Source organism: Streptomyces sp. PSU-S4-23, from assembly GCF_055632315.1.
The window spans coordinates 5,640,134-5,659,112 of record NZ_JBVMUU010000002.1 but is presented as its reverse complement, the minus strand read 5'-3'; the positions used below and the strand labels follow the sequence as shown (position 1 = coordinate 5,659,112).

12 protein-coding genes and 1 pseudogene are annotated in these 18,979 nt (G+C 73.1%); 11 read left to right on the top strand and 2 right to left on the bottom strand.

Features of this window, described 5'->3' with window-relative positions:
• The 11 genes and pseudogenes from ACZ79I_RS25940 to ACZ79I_RS25890 all read left to right on the top strand — a co-directional run bounded on the left by ACZ79I_RS25940 (nt 1) and on the right by ACZ79I_RS25890 (nt 14,792).
• On the top strand, nt 1–2,409 hold the full coding sequence (locus tag ACZ79I_RS25940; protein ID WP_471499872.1) for a xanthine dehydrogenase family protein molybdopterin-binding subunit: 2,409 nt from the start codon (nt 1–3) through the stop codon (nt 2,407–2,409).
• Entirely contained in the window at nt 2,406–3,248 is an 843-nt protein-coding gene (locus ACZ79I_RS25935) for an FAD binding domain-containing protein (RefSeq protein ID WP_471499870.1), read from the top strand. Before ACZ79I_RS25940 ends, ACZ79I_RS25935 begins: the two co-directional genes overlap by 4 nt.
• Nucleotides 3,249–3,347: 99 nt before the next feature.
• Nucleotides 3,348–5,840 carry an alpha-1,4-glucan--maltose-1-phosphate maltosyltransferase gene (locus tag ACZ79I_RS25930; RefSeq protein WP_471499869.1) on the top strand — a complete coding sequence of 831 codons (2,493 nt, stop codon included), beginning with the start codon at nt 3,348–3,350 and terminating at the stop codon, nt 5,838–5,840.
• Nucleotides 5,837–7,789 carry a 1,4-alpha-glucan branching protein GlgB gene (gene glgB / locus ACZ79I_RS25925; RefSeq protein WP_471499868.1) on the top strand — a complete coding sequence of 651 codons (1,953 nt, stop codon included), beginning with the start codon at nt 5,837–5,839 and terminating at the stop codon, nt 7,787–7,789. The genes ACZ79I_RS25930 and glgB overlap by 4 nt, the downstream gene beginning before the upstream one ends.
• Nucleotides 7,786–9,081, top strand: coding sequence for an MFS transporter (locus ACZ79I_RS25920; RefSeq protein WP_471499867.1), 1,296 nt, complete (start codon nt 7,786–7,788; stop codon nt 9,079–9,081). The genes glgB and ACZ79I_RS25920 overlap by 4 nt, the downstream gene beginning before the upstream one ends.
• Nucleotides 9,078–10,190 (top strand): Crp/Fnr family transcriptional regulator, encoded by a 1,113-nt coding sequence (locus ACZ79I_RS25915; RefSeq protein ID WP_471499866.1) that lies wholly within the window; start codon nt 9,078–9,080, stop codon nt 10,188–10,190. The genes ACZ79I_RS25920 and ACZ79I_RS25915 overlap by 4 nt, the downstream gene beginning before the upstream one ends.
• Nucleotides 10,124–10,558 (top strand): sensor histidine kinase, encoded by a 435-nt coding sequence (locus tag ACZ79I_RS25910; protein ID WP_471499865.1) that lies wholly within the window; start codon nt 10,124–10,126, stop codon nt 10,556–10,558. Before ACZ79I_RS25915 ends, ACZ79I_RS25910 begins: the two co-directional genes overlap by 67 nt.
• Before the next feature lie 28 nt (nt 10,559–10,586).
• A complete protein-coding gene (locus ACZ79I_RS25905; protein WP_471499864.1) occupies nt 10,587–10,928 on the top strand; it encodes a nuclear transport factor 2 family protein in 342 nt (113 codons plus the stop codon).
• Nucleotides 10,929–11,055: 127 nt separating this feature from the next.
• On the top strand, nt 11,056–11,715 hold the full coding sequence (locus ACZ79I_RS25900; RefSeq protein WP_471499863.1) for a TMEM175 family protein: 660 nt from the start codon (nt 11,056–11,058) through the stop codon (nt 11,713–11,715).
• Nucleotides 11,716–12,089: 374 nt separating this feature from the next.
• Nucleotides 12,090–13,265, top strand: a pseudogene (locus ACZ79I_RS25895) (IS701 family transposase); the annotation flags it as partial.
• A 294-nt stretch (nt 13,266–13,559) separates the two neighbouring features.
• Nucleotides 13,560–14,792, top strand: a complete 1,233-nt coding sequence (locus ACZ79I_RS25890; protein ID WP_471499862.1) for an XdhC family protein — start codon at nt 13,560–13,562, stop codon at nt 14,790–14,792.
• A gap of 7 nt (nt 14,793–14,799) precedes the next feature.
• Here ACZ79I_RS25890 and ACZ79I_RS25885 read toward each other — a convergent pair whose 3' ends face one another.
• Entirely contained in the window at nt 14,800–15,939 is a 1,140-nt protein-coding gene (locus tag ACZ79I_RS25885) for an ABC transporter substrate-binding protein (protein ID WP_471499861.1), read from the bottom strand.
• Between the two features lie 215 nt (nt 15,940–16,154).
• Nucleotides 16,155–18,923, bottom strand: a complete 2,769-nt coding sequence (locus ACZ79I_RS25880; RefSeq protein ID WP_471499860.1) for a SpoIIE family protein phosphatase — start codon at nt 18,921–18,923, stop codon at nt 16,155–16,157.
• Nucleotides 18,924–18,979: the final 56 nt, after the last annotated feature.

The following is an 18,979-nucleotide window of genomic DNA, read 5'->3' as shown; positions in this document are numbered from 1 at the left end:
ATGACCACAGCGGAGGAACGTTCCGTCACCGGTGGCCTCCTCGGTACACCGCTCGACATCCGCGAGGACGGGCAGCTGCTGCGCGGCGAGGCCGCCTTCATCGGGGACGTGCGGCTGCCCGGCATGGCGCACATGACCATCCTCGGCAGCGACCAGGCGCACGCCCGCATCAGGGGCATCGACACCGCGGCGGCCGAGGCCATGCCCGGTGTCCTGAAGGTCGCCACCGCCGCCGACTTCCCCGACGTCATGCCGCTGCCGTGCATCTGGATACCCGGCGGCGTCGAGAGCCACTTCCCGCCGCACCCGTACGGCCTGCCGGGCGCCCGCCCGGTGCTGTCCGGCGACGTCGTGCGGCACGTGGGCGACCCGATCGCCGTCGTGGTGGCCGAGACCCCGAAGCAGGCGGCCGCGGCGGCCGCGGCCATCGTCGTCGACTACGAGCCGCTGCCCGTGGTCACCCGCGCCGACCACGCCCTCGAGGACGGCGCCCCGCAACTGCACGAGGCCGTACCGAAGAACCTCAACGCGTACTGGACGTGCGGCGACAAGGAGCGCACCGACCGCGCCATCGCCGAGGCCGAGGTCGTCGTGGAGCTCGACCTGGTCAACCAGCGCACCATCAACAGCCCACTGGAGCCCCGCGGCGCCGTCGGCCACTACGACGCCGCCACCGGCGAGTACACGCTCTACGCCTCCACGCAGGGCCCGCACAACCACCGCTTCCTGCTGGCCGCGCTGGTCCTCGGCATCCCCTTCACCAAGCTCCGCGTCATCGCCCCGACGGTCGGCGGCAGCTTCGGCACCAAGGGGTACCTCTACCCCGACATGCCGCTCGTGCTGCTGCTGTCCAAGGCGCTTCGGCGCCCGGTGAGGTGGGTGGACACCCGCACCGGGCTGATGAACTCCACCGTTCAGGGCCGCGACCACCGCCAGCACGCCGTCATCGCCGGCACCCGCGACGGCCGTATCACCGCCGTCCGCTGCACCAGCTACGCCAATCTGGGCGCCTACCCGTCGACCATCGGCCCGGGCGTCGCCACCGCGCTGATGGGCCGCAGCATCACCGGTATGTACGAGATCGGCGCCGCGTTCTGCGAGGTGTACGCGGCGTTCACCAACACCGTGCCGCTCGGCGCCCAGCGGGGCAGCGGCCGCGCCGAGGCGGCGTTCCTCATGGAGCGGCTGGTCGACCGGTACGCCCGAGAGATCGGTATGGACCCGGCCGCGGTGCGCCGCAGGAACCTGGTGCCGGCCGACAGGTTCCCGTACGACAACGGCCTCGGCTGGACCTACGACTCGGGGAACTACCCCGAGAACTTCGACAAGGCACTCCGGCTCGCCGGATACGACGACCTCGACACGCGCCGGGCCGAGGCGCGCCGGCGCGGCAAGCGGCTCGGCGTCGGCATCGCCACCTATGTCGCCGTCTGCGGCGTGGGCCCCTCGACCCGTATGTCGCAGGAGGGCATGCTCGGCGGCACCTGGGAGAGCGCCAACATCCGGGTCCACCCGACCGGCGAGGTCACCGTCACGGTCGGCTCCGCCTCCACCGGCCAGAGCCACCGGACGGTCTTCGCACAGGTCACCGCCGACCAGTTCGGGATCGACCCGGCCACCGTGCAGGTCCTGGAGGGCGACACGCTCAAGGCGCCCTACGGCCAGGGCACCTACGGCAGCCGCTCCTACAGCATGGCCGGACCCGCGATCGTGCTCACCGCGCAGAAGATCAAGGACAAGATGCGCAGGGCCGCGGCGGCGATGTTCCAGGTCTCCGAGGACAAGGTCGTCTACGCCGACGGCAAGGTGTTCGTCGAGGGCGACGAGGAGAACGGGAAGTCGTTCTCCGACCTGGCCATGGCCCTGTGGTACGGCTGGAACCTGCCGCCCGGGATCGAGCCGGCCCTCGACGAGACGACCCACTTCGACCCGCCGGACTTCAACTACCCGTTCGGCACGCACGTCGCGGTGGTCGAGGTCGACGAACTCACCGGTGAGACCGCGGTGGTGAGCTACACGGCCGTCGACGACGCGGGCAACATCGGCAACCCGAAGATCGTGCAGGGCCAGATCGAGGGCAGCATCGTCCACGGTCTCGGCCAGGTCCTGATGGAGGCCGCCGAGTACGCCGAGGACGGCCGCCTGCTCACCAAGGACCTCCGTACGTACGCCCTGCCGCGCGCCGCCGACGTGCCGTTCTTCCGGCTCGGCAGGACCGTCACACCCAGCCCGCACAATCCGCTCGGCGCCAAGGGCGCGGGCGAGATCGCCACCGTGCCGCCGGCGGCCGCGGTCGCCAACGCCGTCGTCGACGCGCTGTCCGACCTGGGCGTACGGCACATCGACATGCCGATCACGCCGGAGAAGGTGTGGCGCGCGCTGAACGGGACGTCAGGAGCAGCCCAGTGATCCTCACCGACTTCGACTACGTCAGGCCCACGACACTCGGGGAGGCCACGGCCCTGCTCGCGGCGCCGGGCAGCCGCGCCCTGGCGGGCGGGCAGTCCCTCCTGGTCGATCTGAAGACGGGCGAGGGCACCGCGGCCCGGCTCGTGGACATCCGCGGCATCGCCGCCCTGCGCGGCATCCGCCGTACCGCCGGGGGAGGGCTCGCCGTCGGCGCCCTCACGACGCTCGCGGAGCTCGCCGCGGACCCGCTCGTCCGCGCTCATGCGCCCGCCCTCGCCGCGGCGGCCCGTGCGGGGGGCGACCCGCAGGTACGCAACCTCGGCACCCTCGGCGGCAATCTCGCCGCGACCGGGAGCGCCACCGACCTGCCCGTCGCCGTGCTCGCCGCCGAGGCGACGCTGCACGTCGCCCGGCACGGCGGACAGCGCACCCTGACGGCCGGCGACTACGCGCGGCAGGGCCTGCCCGAGGACACCCTCCTCACCTCCGTCGAGCTGCCTCCGAAGGGGCCCGACGAGGCCGAGGTCTTCGAGCGGGCCACCGACCGCGCCTCCCGCTATCCGCTGTGCGCGGTGGCGGTACGGGTGACCCGGGGCCGCGACGGCACCGCGGCCGGCCTGCGGATCGCGGTCACCGGCGCCACGGCGCGCGCCATGCGCCTGACGGGGGTCGAGGAGTCGCTGACGGGCGGCACCGCCCGCACCGACGAGGTGCTGGCCGCGTTCCGCGCCCAGCCGGGGGACCTCTTCGTCCCCGGCCGGGGCGCCTCGGCCGAGTACCTGGGCCACCTGGCCGGGGTGCTCACGGCGCGCGCCCTGGCCGGGGCGACCGCCGGCTGATCCCGGCACCCGCCCCGGTGGACCGGCCGGTCCGGCCCGGTCCACCGGGGCCACCACGTACCGATCACCGCGGCGAGACGAACGGGGGGCACGACAGTGGTGAGCCACGCATCCGGCACGTCCCGGAAGCCGTCCGCACGGTCCGGCATCGGCCGGATCGCGGTCACCGATATACGCCCGCAGGTGGAGGGGGGTACCCGGGCCGCCAGAGCGGTGGCCGGGGAGACCGTCGAGGTCGCGGCGACCGTGTTCAAGGAGGGACACGACATCCTCGCCGCCGAGGTCGTGCTGAGCGGACCGGGCCCCCGCGGGAAGGGTCGCCGGGTGCACCGGGCCCCCATGGCGGAGGCGGTGCGCGGCACCGACCGCTTCACCGCGAGCGTCACCCCGGAGGCCGAGGGCGTCTGGACCTACCGGGTCGAGGCATGGACGGACCCGCTGGCGACGTGGCTGCGCGCGGCCCGCGCCAAGGTGGAGGCGGGTGTGGAGCCCGAAGTCACCCTGCTGGAGGGCGCGTTGCTGCTGGAACGGGCAGCGGCGGCGCTCCCGCCGGACGGCTCCGTCACCGGTCGGCGGGCACGCACCCCACGGCAGGACGCCACCGCCCCGCCGCACGGCCGCGCGAGCGGCCCCGCCGAAGCGGCCGCGAGCGACGCGCCCCCGGGCACGCCGGTGCCGCCCGGCCGCGCCCCCACCACCGCGCCCGGACCGCAACCCACCACGGCCTCCGAACCGCAACCCACCACGGCCTCCGAACCGCAGCGCGCCACCACGCCCGAACCGCAGCGCGCCGTCGCGCCCGGACCGCAGCGCGCCGTCGCGATCAGCGGCACGCCCGACACGCCCGCGCCGCCCGGCCCGGCCACCGGTCCCGCCCCCACCGGCGGGCCGGGGCGTGCGGCCGGGGTCCCGTCCGGGCGGGGGGCGGCTCGTGGGCGGCGCCGGGGGTTCGACCCGGGCGACGACCGCTGGGACGTCTACCTCAAGCTCGCGGACATCCTGCGGGACTCCTCGCGCCCGGCCGCCGAGCGGCTGGCCGAGGCGACGAGTCCCTGGGCCGCCGGCGCCCTCGCCCGGCACCCGTTGCGGGACCACCTCACACGCGGCCCCGCCCTGCGGCTCCAGGTCGACCGGGAGCGGGCCCTGTTCGGTTCCTGGTACGAGTTCTTCCCCCGCTCGGAGGGTGCCCGCGTCGTCGACGGGGTGATGCGGTCGGGCACGTTCCGCACGGCGGCCGAGCGGCTGGACGCGATCGCCGCCATGGGCTTCGACGTGGTGTACCTGCCGCCGATCCACCCCATCGGCACCACCCATCGCAAGGGCCCCGGCAACACGCTGACCGCCGGACCCCACGATCCCGGCTCGCCCTGGGCGATCGGCTCGTCCGACGGCGGGCACGACGCCGTCCACCCCGGCCTGGGCACCCTCGCCGACTTCCGCGCCTTCGTCGCCAGGGCACGCGCCCTCGGTCTCGAGATCGCCCTCGACTTCGCGCTCCAGTGCTCGCCCGACCACCCCTGGACGACGGAGCACCCCGAGTGGTTCGCGCACCGTCCGGACGGCAGCATCGCCTTCGCCGAGAACCCGCCCAAGCAGTACCAGGACATCTACCCGATCAGCTTCGAGACCGACCCCGAGGGCATCCACCGGGAGTGCCTGCGGGTGCTGCGGCACTGGATGGACCAGGGCGTGCGCATCTTCCGCGTCGACAACCCGCACACGAAGCCGCTGTTCTTCTGGGAACGGCTGCTCGCCGACGTCCGGGCCGCCGACCCCGACGTGCTCTTCCTGTCCGAGGCGTTCACCCGGCCGCCCCTGCTGCACAGCCTCGCGCGGATCGGCTTCCACCAGTCGTACACCTACTTCACCTGGCGCACCACGAAGGGGGAGGTCGAGGGCTATCTGGGCGAACTTGCCGGGCTCGACGGCAGTCCCGCCGCCGACTACCTGCGGCCGAACCTCTTCGTCAACACGCCCGACATCCTCCCGGGCCACCTGGTCACCGGCGGCCGCGCCGCCTTCGAGATCCGCGCCGTGCTGGCCGCGACGGCCTCCCCCACGTGGGGCGTCTACTCCGGATTCGAACTTCTGGAGGCGGAACCGGCGGCGCCCGGCAGCGAGGAGTACAAGGACTCGGAGAAGTACCAGTACCGGCCCCGTGACCACGCCGCCGCCGAAGCGGCGGGACGCAGCATCGCACCGCTGGTCACCCGGCTCAACCGGCTGCGCCGCCGCCACCCGGCGCTGCGCCGGCTGCGCAACCTCCGCTTCCACACCACCGACAACGACCAGGTGATCTGCTTCTCGAAGCGGGTCGTCACCGCGGACGGCGAGGACACCGTGCTGGTCGTCCTCACCCTCGACCCGCACCACGCCCAGCGGGCCCGCATCACCCTGGACACCGAGGCGCTGGGGCTGCGCCCCGCGGAGACGTTCATGGTCCACGACGCCCTCGGCGGCGGACGGTACCGCTGGGGTCGCGTCAACGAGGTCCGGCTCGACCCGCGCGCCCGGGTGGCGCGGATCCTGACGATCCGCCGGGCGGCCTCCCCCGGGCGGCCGGGCCTGCCGGGGATGGCGGTGGCCCGATGACGACGGCCGTGCCGGACACCCCCGCGCACGGGGGCCGCGCGGTGTCCGGCCCGCCCCCGCGTCCCGCTCCCCTCGTCGGCGAACTGGACCTGCACCTGCTGGCCGAGGGCCGCCACCGCCGGCTGTGGCAGGTGCTCGGCGCCCACCGCAGGGGCGACGGCGTCACCTTCGCGGTGTGGGCGCCGAACGCCCGGGGGGTGCGCGTGGTGGGCCCGTTCAACCGGTGGCACGGCGCCGCCCACGCGATGCGCCGGGTCGGGGACAGCGGCGTATGGGAGCTGCATGTGCCCGCGGTGCCGGACGGGTGCCCGTACCAGTACGAGGTCGACGGCGCCGACGGGCACACCCGGCGCAAGGCCGACCCCTTCGCGCGGGCCGCGCAGCCGCCGCCCGGGACCGCCTCGCTGGTGCACACCCCGTCGTACGAATGGGGCGACCGGGAGTGGCTTCGGCGGCGCGGGGAAGCCGCCCATCGCCGGCCGATGGCCGTGTACGAGATGCACGCCGGTTCCTGGCGGCAGGGCCTCGGCTACCGGCGGCTCGCCGAGGAACTCCCCGGCTACGTCCGGGACCTGGGGTTCACGCACGTCGAGCTGCTGCCCGTCGCCGAGCACCCCTTCGGGGGCTCCTGGGGCTACCAGATCACCTCGTACTACGCGCCGACGGCACGGCTCGGCTCCCCCGACGACTTCAGGTGTCTCGTCGACGCGCTGCACCGGGCCGGCATCGGCGTCCTCCTCGACTGGGTGCCCGCGCACTTCCCGAAGGACGCGTGGGCGCTGGCCCGCTTCGACGGCGGCCCGCTGTACGAACACCCCGACCCGCGCCGTGCCGAGCATCCCGACTGGGGCACGCTCGAATTCGACTACGGACGCCCGGAGGTCCGCGGCTTCCTCATCGCCAACGCCCTGTACTGGCTGCAGGAGTTCCACCTCGACGGGCTGCGCGTGGACGCCGTCGCCTCCATGCTCTACCTCGACTACTCGCGGGGCCCCGGCGACTGGACGCCCAACGCGCACGGCGGCCGGGAGAACCTCGACGCGATCGCGTTCCTGCGCGAACTCAACGACACGGTGCACACGTGCGTGCCGGGAGCGGTGACCGTCGCCGAGGAGTCCACCGCGTGGGAGGGCGTCACCCGGCCCACCGCGGACGGCGGTCTCGGGTTCGACCTGAAGTGGAACATGGGCTGGATGCACGACACCCTCGCCTATCTCGCCGAGGACCCGGTCGACCGGCAGTACCACCACCACCGCATGACGTTCGCGATGATGTACGCCTACGCCGAGAACTACGTCCTCGCGCTCAGCCACGACGAGGTCGTCCACCTCAAGGGCAGTCTGCTCACCAAGATGCACGGCGCCGACCGGTGGCGGAAGTTCGCGCAGCTACGGGCGTATCTCGCCTTCATGTGGACCCACCCCGGCAAGCAACTGCTGTTCATGGGGCAGGAGTTCGCCCAGCCGGATGAATGGTGGCACGATGCCGGGCTCGCCTGGGACGTCCTCGGCGACGCCCACCCCGAGGGCGTGCTGCACCGCGGCATGCTGCGGCTGGTCCGCGACCTGAACACCGGTTACCGCGCCCACCCCGCACTGTGGCGGCGCGACGGCGACCCGGGCGGATTCCGCTGGATCGACCCGGACGACGCCCCGCGCAACGTCCTGTCCTGCATCCGCTACGACGACGACGGCACCCCGTTCGTGGGGGTGTTCAACTTCAGCCCGGTCGTGCACGAGGGCTTCACCCTGGCCCTGCCGCGCGCCGGCGCATGGAGCGAAGTCCTCAACACCGACGCCCGCTGCTACGGCGGCAGTGGTGCTGGCAACCTCGGCACCGTGCGTGCCGTACCCGTCCCCAGCCGGGGTCTGCCCGCGCACGCCCGAGTGGTCGTGCCACCGCTGGCGGGTCTCTGGCTGGCCCCGCGTACCGAGGAGTTCCCACGGTGACCTCACCGCCTCGAACCGCCGCCCGCGCACCCGGCCGGGAAGCCGTACGGTCCGCGGGCCGCGCCGGTTTCCTGCTGGTCGGCACCGTGCTGGTGCTGCTGATGTTCTCGTCCTCCGCGCCCTCCGCGCTCTACGTCCTCTACCAGGAGAAGTGGCGTCTGTCCGCCGGCACGATCACGGTGGTGTACGGCGTCTACGCCGTCACCGTGCTGATCGCGCTGCTGCTCTTCGGGGCGCTCTCCGACACCCTGGGGCGCCGGCCCGTCCTCATGGTGTCGCTGGTCCTCGTGATCGTGTCCATGGTGCTGTTCGCGGGCGCCCAGGGCCTGGCCTGGCTGCTGGTCGCCCGCGTGGTCCAGGGCCTCGGGGTGGGGCTCGCCACCGGCGCGACGGGCGCCGCGCTGCTCGAACTCGCCCCGGCCTCCCGGCCCGCGCTCGGGGCCCTGGTCAACAGCGTGGGGCCGCCCGTCGGCATCGGCCTCGGCGCGCTGGGCGCCGGACTGCTGGTGGAGTACGCGCCCGCTCCCCTGTCCCTCACCTTCCTCGTGCTGACCGGTGCCTTCGCCGCCGCCCTGGCCTGTCTGCCGTGGCTGCCCGAGACCGCGCCCGGGGCCGGCGGGCCGACGCGCTTCGCACCGCACCGGGTCCGCGTCCCGGCCGCCGTGCGACGCCGGTTCCTGGTCCTGGTGCTCACCGTCGTCGCCGTGTGGTCCGTCGGCGGCTTCTACCTCTCGCTCGGCCCGAAGCTCGTCCTGCTCCTGCTGGGGAGCACCAACTACCTGGTGGGCGGGGCGACGGTCGGTCTGCTCGCGTGGGCGGCCACCGTCACGCAGCTGCTGCTCGGCAGGGCGCGTCCCCTGCCCACGGCGGTGTTCGGGCTCATCGCGATGATCACGGGCCTCGGTCTGGTGCTGCTCTCCCTCGGCGCCGGCTCGGCGGCCTTGTTCCTCGTCGCCACGGCCGCGCTGGGCAGCGGCTGGGGCGCGGCCTTCCTCGGCGCCATCCGCGCGCTCATGGCGCTCGCGGCCCCGCAGGGGCGCGGCGAACTCACCGCCGTCGTCTATGTGTTCGGCTATCTCGCGATGAGCGTGCCCGCCGTGCTCGCCGGGATGCTGAGCAACGCCTACGGGCTGCGCGCCACCTCCGTCGGCTTCATGGCCGCCGTGGCCGCCCTGTGCGCGCTCGCGCTGACGGGTGCGGTGCTGCTGGCGCGGCGCACGGCGCACGGCGCCGCGGGGGACGCGCCGGCGGACGGCGCGCCGTCTCCCGCGCCGGAACGGAGGACACCATGACGGCATCCGCACGGAGTGGAAAACTGCGCGCGGCCCTGCGCTCCCTGGAGATCTTCGCCGGTCTCACCGAGGACCAGCTGGACTGGCTCACCTCGGTGTCGCACCCCACCGCGTACAAGGACGGCGAGGTCCTCTTCCACGACGGCGACGAGGCGACCCACTTCTACGTCCTCCTGGACGGCGGCCTCGTCGTCACCAAGGTCGTCGACGGCCGCGAGGAGGTCCTGACCCGTCACTCCACCCACGACGACCCGGCCGAGCAGCACGACGACAAGCCCTCCGCCGCGCACCGCTTCACCGGGGAGCTGCCGCTGCTCACCGAGGGCGGGTACGTGGCGACCGTCGCCGCGAGCGGCGCGACCACCGTGCTGGCCTACCCCAAGGCGGTGTTCTTCGAGATGGTCGCCCGCTGCCAGGGCGTCGCCGCCGTGCTGCTGCCGGTGCTCGCGTGGCGCATCAAGTCCTCCGAGGTGCAGGCGCGCAACCGCGCGACCGTGGAGGCGCTGGGCACACTGGCCGCGGGGCTCGCCCATGAGCTCAACAACCCCGCGGCGGCGGTGGCCCGCGCCGCCCAGGAACTCGGCACCGCCGTCGAACGCCTCACCGCCGGCGCACAGGACTGGGGCGCCGCGGCGGACCCCGGGGAACGCGCCGCCTTCGACCGCCTGATCGCCGACCTGGACGACGTGCCGCCGCCCACCGGCATCGACCCGCTCGACCAGGCCGACACCGAGGACGAGATCGGCGACTGGGCCGACCGGGCGGGCGCCGGCGCCCCGACGCGCTCGCGGCGGGCATCGCCGACCTGGGCCTGGACCTCGACTGGCTGGGCGAACGTCTGGCGGCGGTCGGGGAAAAGGCCCTGCCGGCCGCCCTGGACCATCTGGCGGCCGTCCTGGAGACCCGCGCGCTCACCGCGGAACTGCGCGCGGCCGGACCCCGGATCTCCCAGCTCGTCGCGGCCACCCGCGACTACGCCAACCTCGACCGGGCCCCCGAGCAGCTGTTCCCGGTCACCGAGGGCATCGACAACACCCTCACCATGCTGCGGTCCAAGCTGGGCCGGGTGCAGATCGTCCGCGAGTACGCCCCGGGCCTGCCGCCGCTGAGGGGCTACCCCAGCGAGCTCAACCAGGTCTGGACGAACCTCGTCGACAACGCCGTCGACGCCATGGACGGCGCGGGCACGCTCACACTGCGCGCCCATGCCGAGGGCGGTTGCCTGGTGGTCGAGGTCGCGGACACCGGCCACGGCATCCCGGCCAAGGCGCTGCCCCGCATCTTCGAGCCCTTCTACACCACGAAGGACGTGGGCAAGGGGACCGGTCTCGGCCTGCACCTCAGCTACCGGATCGTGACCCAGCGCCATCGCGGCTCGATCACCACACGCTCCGTGCCGGGCGACACCCGCATGATCGTCCGGCTTCCGCTGGGCGGCACCACCGACGGTGTCGCCTGTGCACGTCCTGAAGAGTGAACAGCCCACCACCGAACAGGAGTCAGCCATGTCCACATACGACCTCTCCACGCTGCACCCGGTCTTCCAGCGCCAGATGGAGGCGCTGGCCGCGCTCGACATCGACGCGGTCATGAAGAACTACACCGACGACGCGGTGCTGCTCCGCTTCGAGGGTGTCTCGGAGGGCATCGAGGCGGTGCGGGAGACCTTCACCGGATATCTCACGCTGAAGCCGGCCCTGGTGGAACTCCAGGAGTACGTCGAGACCGACGACACCATCTTCTACCGCGCGATCATGAATCTGAACGGCGAGCCGGAGCACGCGTTCGGCACGCTGGTCGTGAAGGACGGCCGTATCTGGCGGCAGACGGCCGGATTCGGAAGCTGATCCACCGGATTCGGCACCTGCCCGGATCCGGCAACAGAGTCAACCGTCTCCGGTACCGTGCACGGGGAGGCTTCGGCGGGCCTCTCCGTGCATGTCGGCGACTCCACGAGAAACCCAGGGGGAAGGCGTGGAAAAGGAAACCGGGCGGGTCGAGGCGTTCAGCGACGGTGTTTTCGCCATCGTCATCACCATTCTCATCCTGGAGATCAAGGTTCCCGAGGATGAAGGGTCGCACCTCTGGCACGGACTTGCCGAGCAATGGCCGCATTACGCCGCCTACGTGGTGAGCTTTCTCGTCATCGGCGTCATGTGGGTCAATCACCACACGATTTTCGGCCATCTGAAAAGAGTGAGCCGGCCTCTTCTCTTTCTGAATCTCATGGTGTTGATGGTGGTGTCGGTGATTCCCTGGACCACCGCCGTCCTCGCCGACCACCTGAGGGATCCCGAGTCGGCGAAGGTCGCGGCGATCCTGTACAGCTCCCTCACCGTCGTGTACGCCGCCGCGTTCCTGGGCTTCTGGTGGTACATCACCCACGTCGGCCACCTCTTCCACGACCACGTCGACAGGGACGGCGCGCGCGCCACCCGGCTGCGCTTCGGCCTCGGCTGCATCGCCTACCCCTGCGCTCTCGCGCTCTCCTTCTTCTCCGCCCCGCTGACCCTGGCGGCCCATGGCCTCATCGCCCTGTACTACGCGGCGAACCAGATCCCCATCCCGCTGGTCAACGACGGCGAAGACGAGACGGAAGAGGAAGCGGAGGAACGCGTGACCACCGCGCGCTGATTCCGTCAACGACGCCTTTCCGGCCATCGCCGAACGTCTTCGGACGCGTTGACGCGATGCGGCCGTTCCGCTTCCCGCCGCACGCGCCGGTGCGCCCGGCGGCAGGGCACCGATTCCCGCGAGATCCCGGGCAGTTCCCGGGCCGCGCATATCCGACCCGCACCCGCATCACCGCTGGTCGGCCGCGCCCGGAAAGATCGCACGGCGACCCCGGGCCGTTTCCGGCCTCCGTAAGTAGTTCAGTTATGAACCTCTTACGAGATGGGTGAAAACCGGACGATACGGGTGACCTCATGAAGTATATGCAGCGGCCTACAGCCGTGGCATTTGGTCAAGTAGGGTAACCAATCAAGCCGTTAGCGGGGGAGGCGTACATGCCGAGCGATACGCTCCGGATAAACTCGACCAGAGAACTCTCCGCGCTCCTGGACGAGATGATTTCCCTGTTCTTCGAATCATTACCCAGGCGGGATCAGAGAAGGTGGGCCCGGGTCTATCTGAACGGCCTTGTGTCAACGGCGGGTAAAAAAACGATCCGGAATATCGCCGGCGTGGACGCGGGTTCGGTCGAGCAGAGTCTGCAGCAGTTCATCAGCAAGTCCCCCTGGGATTGGACGCCGGTGCGCCGCTCGCTGGCCCAGCACCTCGAACGCAGCGTGCAGCGGCCCCTGGCCTGGGTGGTCCAGCCCGTGATCATCGAGAAGGCCGGGGACCGGTCGGTCGGCGTGGGCCGGCAGTTCGTTCCCCAGCTCGGCCGCATGGCCAACTGCCAGCAGGCCACCGGAGTCTGGCTCGCCTCCAGCGAGGCCGGCTTCCCCGTCGAGTGGAGCCTGACCCTGCCGGGTCCCTGGACGTCGGAGCTGCTGCGCCGGCGCAGGGCCGGCATCCCGGACACCGCGCGGTCGCGGACACCGGCGCAGGACGCCGTCCACACGGTGCTGCGCATGGCGGAGGCCTGGCAGTTGCAGCGGCGTCCGGTCGTCATGGAGGTCTCCAACGCGGACCTGCCGCAGACGATGGAGACGTTCATGCTGTACGGCATCCCCTTCGTGCTGAAGGTCGACGGGTCGCTGCCCGTCGCGCTGGCCACCCCGGGAAGCCACAAGCCCGCCCTGTACACGACGTCCGCACGCGAGCTGATCGACTCGCTGCGTTCACAGCGGCGTCTGGTCGAGTGGCCGAGGCACGGCCGGGCCGACGGCGCCGTCACGCCCCTCGCGGCGGCGGCCGTGTACGCGACGCCGGGCGAGGACCGGACGGCCGCCTCGGCCCAGCCGCTGGTGCTCTTCGGGGCCTGGGCCGGGGCGGCGAATCCGCTGCCGTCCGAGTTCTGGACCACCAACATCCAGGACATGCCGCTGGCCCAGCTGTTCCTGCTGGCGAAGCTGACGGACCGGGTGGCACTCGACTTCGACGAGGTGTGCGAGGCGGTGGGCATCCGCGACTTCGAGGGCCGGTCCTTCCGGGGCTGGCACCACCACATGACCCTCGCCAGCGTGGCCCATGCGGCCACGCTGCTCGCCTCCAGGGCCCGGACGTCACCCCATCCGGCGACACGGGTCAACGGCACGCAGACCCCCGTCGACGGCGCGTCCGCGCGGGTCGGCGGCGCCGGGAGGCTGCGCAGGCCCGGACGCGTCGGCGCGGGGGGAGTCGGCGCGATCGACGGGGAAAGAGTCGACGAGGCCCACCGGTCCGGGCGGGAGCGGCAGCCGGGGCGGCTGGAACGGACGGGCCCGCTGACCGGGCCCGCCTCGACCGCCGTCATCCGGATGCCCCTGCAGCACGAGTTCACCCCCTGAGCCCCAGCCGGTCCGGATCTCACCCGAAGGTCAGGTGGAACCATGCTGGACATAGCGTCCGAGCTGCGCGAGTGGTGCCTGCGGAAGCGGGACTTCGCGCTCGCCACCGTGGTGGCGGTGGCCGGCAGCGCCCCCCGGTTCCCCGGTGCGGCGCTGGCCGTGGACGAGACGGGCGCGGCCCTCGGCAGCGTCTCGGGCGGCTGCGTCGAGGGCGCCGTGTACGACCTGTGCCAGGAGGTGCTGGAGACCGGCGTACCGGTGCTGCAGCGCTTCGGCTACAGCGACGACGACGCCTTCGCCGTGGGGCTCACCTGCGGCGGTGTGCTCGACGTCCTCGTCGTGCCGGTGCGGCGCGCGGACGCCTCCCGCGCCGCGCTGTCGGCCGCGCTCGACGCCGTGGCGCACGGACGCACCACGGCGGTGGTCCGCGTGGTGGAGGGGCCCGCCGGTCTGCCCGGCCGCGGTGCTCTGGCCGTGCGTGCCGACGGGACGTACGAGGGTGCCCTGCAGGGCACCGCCGCGCTCGACACCACGGCCGCGGCGGAGGCGGCGGTCCTGCTCGCGCAGGGGCGCACGGCGACCGTGCGCGTGGGCAGCGAGGGCGGGCTGTGCGGCGAGCCGGTGACGCTGTTCGTCGAGTCCGCGGCGGCGCCGCCCAGGATGCTCGTCTTCGGCGCCGTCGACTTCGCCGCCGCTCTGGTGCACGCCGGACGGTTCCTGGGCTTCCGCGTCACCGTGTGCGACGCCCGTCCCGTGTTCACCACGGCGGCACGGTTCCCGGACGCGGACGAGACCGTGGTGGACTGGCCGCACCGGTACCTCGACGCGGAGGCGCGGGCGGGCCGGCTCGACGGGCGCACGGCGTTGTGCGTGCTGACCCACGACCCGAAGTTCGACGTGCCCCTGCTCGACCTGGCGCTGCGCCTTCCGGTGGGCTACGTCGGCGCCATGGGCTCCCGGCGCACCCATCACGACCGCCTGGCGCGCCTGCGGGAGACGGGCGTCCCCGAGGAGGCCCTCGCCCGGCTGCGCTCCCCCATCGGCCTCGATCTGGGGGCGAGAACCCCTCAGGAGACGGCGCTCTCCATCGCCGCGGAGATCGTGGCGGTGCGGCACAGCGGCACGGGCGTCCCGCTGTCGGCCACCGGGACCCCGATCCACCGCACGCCGCCCGCGCGGCCGACGCCGCGGACGGAACCGACGGCACCGACGGCACCGACGGCACCGACGGCACCGACGGCACCGACGAGCCTCCCGGCCGGTCTCCTGACCTGAGGCCCCGTCAGCCGGAGACGGCCTTCGCCCATCCCCGGGCGACCGTCTCCTTCGCCTTCTCCAGCTGTGCGTCCGTGGGGAACCGCGGCGTTCCCTCGACCGTCGGCAGCTGCGCGGCGGCGGCCTCGTCGAGGGTGCCGTCCCTCTTCATCACGTCCATGAGCACCGGGCGGGCGTAGCCGTACAGCCGGAGGTTCTGGCCCTCCACGCCGAAGAGGTACTCCTGCCACAGGCGGGCGGCCGCCGGGTGGGGGGCGTTCTTGTTGACCGCCTGCGCGTAGTACTGGGCGAAGCTGCCGTCGAAGGGGATCGCCACGTGCCAGTTCACACCGTCGCCGCGGAGCCGGTCGGCGTAGCCGAGGTTGAGGTAGTCCCAGTTGACGGAGATCGGCGTCCGGCCGTCCGCGACCGCCGCGGCGCTGGAGGCGACGGGGTTGAAGTTGCCGCGCTTCTTCAGCTCGGCGAAGAAGTCGAGACCGGGCCGGATGTCGTCGAACGACCCGCCGGTGGCGAGCGCGGCGGCATAGACGGCGGCGAAGGCGGAGTTCGACCGGGTCGGGTCGCCCTCGAGTGCGACCTTGCCCTTGTAGCCGGGCTTCAGCAGATCGGCGAAGGTCTCGGGACAGGGCCGGACGCGGTTGGCGTCGCAGCCGATGGAGATGTAGCCCCCGTAGTTGTTGACCCAGCGGGCCTTCCGGTCCTTCTGGCCGCCGGGGATCGAGTCGAAGTCGGCGACCCGGTAGGGCGCGAGCAGCCCCTGCCGGGCCCCGGCCCGCGCGAACGTGTCCCCCACGTCGATCACGTCGGGTGCCGTGGGCCGCTTCCCGCTCCTGCGTACGGTGTCGAGCTCGTCCTCGCTGTGGGCCAGCGGATCGTCGACCGTGACCTTGATCCCGTACTTCTTCTGGAAGCCGTCGATGAGGCCGCCGTAGTTGGCCCAGTCACGCGGGAGCGCGATCGCCCTGAGCATGCCTTCCCGCTTCGCCGCGGCGATCAGCGCGCCCATGCCTCCCGCGTTCCGGGCGGAGGTGGCCACCGACGGCTTCTCGGGCCTGGCGGGCGAGGGGCTCTCGCAGGCGTTCGCGCCCAGTGCCGTGAGGGCGAGGCAGCCGGCGACGGCCGCTGCTCGGGCACGCGGTGCGGTCACGACGACTCCAGGGAGTGGGGTGGTGGGAGGAGGGCGGTCAGCCCTCCGCTGTGCCTCCTGGCCTCCTGGCCTCCTGCGCTTCCTGCGCTTCCTGCGCTTCCTGCGTCGACGACGTGGTCGTCGAGGCCAGCGTACCCGTCCGCCCCGATCATGGGAGCCACCCCAGGGAGCCCGCGAGCTGCGCCTTTACCGGTGCGATCCCCCGCATGTGCCCTTCACAGTGCCGTGCCGTCGCCCCCGAGCAGGATCTCGCCGAGCGCCTCCACCGACGGCGCGGCACCCTCGTGGAGGGGCTGCTCGGCCCAGATGACCTTTCCGTTGGGCGTGTACCGGGTGCCCCAGCGTTCGGCGAACTGGGCGACCAGGAAGAGTCCGCGGCCGCCCTCGTCGGTGACGCCCGCCCGGCGCAGCCGCGGGGAGGTGCTGCTGCCGTCGCAGACCTCGAAGATCAGCGTACGGTCGCGGATCAGCCGCACCGCGATGGGCTCCGCGCCGTAGCGGATGGCGTTGGTGATCAGCTCGCTGAGGATGAGTTCGGCGGTGAAGGCGTTCTGCTCCAGGCCCCACTCCGTCAGCCGGCGGGCGCAGGCCCCGCGCACCGGGGCCACCGCCGCGGGCTCCCTGGGCACCTGCCACTCGGCGATGTGCGCGGGGTCGAGCCGGCGGGTGCGGGCCACCAGCAGCGCGATGTCGTCCCGGGGCCGGTCGGACAGCATGGCCTCCATCACTGCCGCGCAGGTGGCCTCCGGGGCGCGGTCGGGCCCGGTCAGGGCATCGCGCAGGGCCGCCAGACCGGCGTCCGGGTCCCGGTGGCGGTCCTCGATCAGGCCGTCGGTGTACAGCACCAGCCGGGAGCCCTCGGGCACGGTCAGCTCGGCGCTCTCCACGGGCAGGCCGACGCCCAGTCCCAGGGGCGGGGACACGGGCACCGGCGGGAAGTCCACGGTCCCGTCGGGACGGACCAGCGCCGGTCCCGGATGGCCCGCGGTGGCGACGGCCAGCCGGCCGGAGGCGGGGTCGTAGACGGCGTACAGGCAGGTGGCGCCGGTGATCCCGTGGCCGTCCTCCCCCACGGCGGCCTCGTCGGCGTCGATCTGGTCCACCAGTTCGTCCAGCCGGGTCAGCAGCTCCTCCAGCGGCATGTCCAGACCGGCGAAGTTGTGCACGGCGGTGCGCAGCCGGCCCATGGTCGCCGCCGCGTGCAGGCCGTGACCGACGACGTCTCCGACCACCAGCGCCACCCGGGCCCCGGACAGCGGGATGACGTCGAACCAGTCGCCGCCCACCCCGGCCTGCGCGGGCAGATAGCGGTAGGCCACCTCCAGGGCGCTCTGCTCGGGCAGCCCGCGCGGCAGCAGGCTGTGCTGCAGCGTGACGGCCATGGTGTGTTCGCGGGTGTAGCGGCGGGCGTTGTCGACGCACACCGCCGCGCGGGCGGCCAGCTCCTCGGCGAAGGACACGTCCTCGCCCTCGAACGGCGGGGAGGGGTCCGTCCGCCAGAAGGCCGCCGTCCCCAGGACCACTCCGCGCGCCCGCAGCGGCACCGCCAGCAGGGAGCGGTAACCGTGGTCCAGGATGCGCCGGGCCCGTTCGGGGTCCTGGTCCCCCAGCCCGTCGGCGGTGCGCAGGTCCTTCACCAGGACGGCCCCGCCCTCGGCCGTCCCGGCACCGACGGGGTGGGGGGTGACGGAGCGGATCAACTCGCCGACGGGGTGGAGGAGCGGACCCTCGCCGGGACCGGCGAGGGCGGCCAGGCGCATCCCGGCGCTCGCGCCGAGGGACTCCTCACCGTGCAGCACCGGGTCCAGCAGCTCGACGGTGACGACATCGGCGAACCGGGGCACCGCCACCTCCGCCAGTTCCCCGGCCGTGCGCCGCACATCAAGCGTGGTGCCGATCCGCACCCCGGCGTCGTAGAGCAGTTTCAGCCGTTCCCGCGCTCCCTCGGCCCGGCCGGAAAGGGCCCGCAGCTCGGTGGTGTCCCGTAGCGTCACCACGCTGCCGCGGGGCCCGTGCGGTGCGGTGAGCCGCTTGTTGACCGCCAGGAGCCGGTCGCCCGCCAGATGGACCTCGTCCGTGGCAGGGCGGCCGGAGGCCAGCAGCCCGGCGAGGGCGTCCTCCAGCCCCAGAGCGGTGACATGGCGGTGCTCCGCGTCCGCCGGAAGGTCCAGCAGCCGTCGCGCCTCGTCGTTGGCCAGCAGCAGCCGGCCGTCGCCGCCGACGATCAGCACCCCTTCGCGCACGGCGTGCAGAACCGCGTCGTGGTGCTCGTACATCCGGGTCATCTCGGCGGGGCCCAGGCCATGGGTCTGCCGTCGCAACCGGCGGCTCACCAGACCGGCCCCGCCCGCGGCGATGACGAGCGCCCCGGCCGCGCCGCCGAACAGGACGGGCAGCTGCCGGTCCAGCCGGTGCTGCACCCTCTCGACCCGCACGGGGGCGGAGACGACGGCGACGACCGAGCCGCCGCTGTCCTTGACGGGGACCGCCGAGACCACGGAAAGCCCCAGGGTGCCCGTGAAGGTCCTGGTGAACGCCTTGCCGGCCGCCGCCTCCGCGTAGGGGCCGATGACGTGCTTGCCGATCTGCCGCGGGTCGCTGTGGGTGAGGGTGATCCCGTCCAGCGCGTACACGATGACGGCGTCGACGCCCGCGGCCTTCCGGGCGGCCTCGGCGTGCGGCTGCAGCACGGCGCTCGGATCGGGGCCGCGCAGTGCCGCCACGATCCCCGGGGCGTTCGCGAACGTCTCCGCCGCGGCGAGCGTCCTGCTGCGGGCGTCCGCCATGGTGTCGCGCCGGGCCTGCACCACGAGAGCCACCAGCGCCGCGGCGACGATCAGCGCCACGACCGCCAGCTGCAGCAGGAAGACCTGGCCGGCGAGGGTGCGCACGCTCAGCAGGGACCGCAGGGACCGCAGGCGCCACCGGGTCTCCCTGGGCGCACCGGACACCGGGCGCCCGAATTGACCCGAAACTCCCCTCATGCTCTATTTCTATCGCTTCTGGGACGCCGACCACGAGACGGCCACGGCCGGCCCGC

What these genes read in the sequence shown, in the direction of transcription:
- ACZ79I_RS25940 (WP_471499872.1), top strand. Translation starts at nt 1, where the DNA reads ATGACCACAGCGGAGGAACGTTCCGTCACCGGTGGCCTCCTCGGTACA.
- ACZ79I_RS25905 (WP_471499864.1), top strand. Translation starts at nt 10,587, where the DNA reads ATGTCCACATACGACCTCTCCACGCTGCACCCGGTCTTCCAGCGCCAG.
- ACZ79I_RS25910 (WP_471499865.1), top strand. Translation starts at nt 10,124, where the DNA reads ATGCTGCGGTCCAAGCTGGGCCGGGTGCAGATCGTCCGCGAGTACGCC.
- glgB (WP_471499868.1), top strand. Translation starts at nt 5,837, where the DNA reads ATGACGACGGCCGTGCCGGACACCCCCGCGCACGGGGGCCGCGCGGTG.
- ACZ79I_RS25915 (WP_471499866.1), top strand. Translation starts at nt 9,078, where the DNA reads ATGACGGCATCCGCACGGAGTGGAAAACTGCGCGCGGCCCTGCGCTCC.
- ACZ79I_RS25880 (WP_471499860.1), bottom strand. Translation starts at nt 18,923, where the DNA reads ATGAGGGGAGTTTCGGGTCAATTCGGGCGCCCGGTGTCCGGTGCGCCC.
- ACZ79I_RS25890 (WP_471499862.1), top strand. Translation starts at nt 13,560, where the DNA reads ATGCTGGACATAGCGTCCGAGCTGCGCGAGTGGTGCCTGCGGAAGCGG.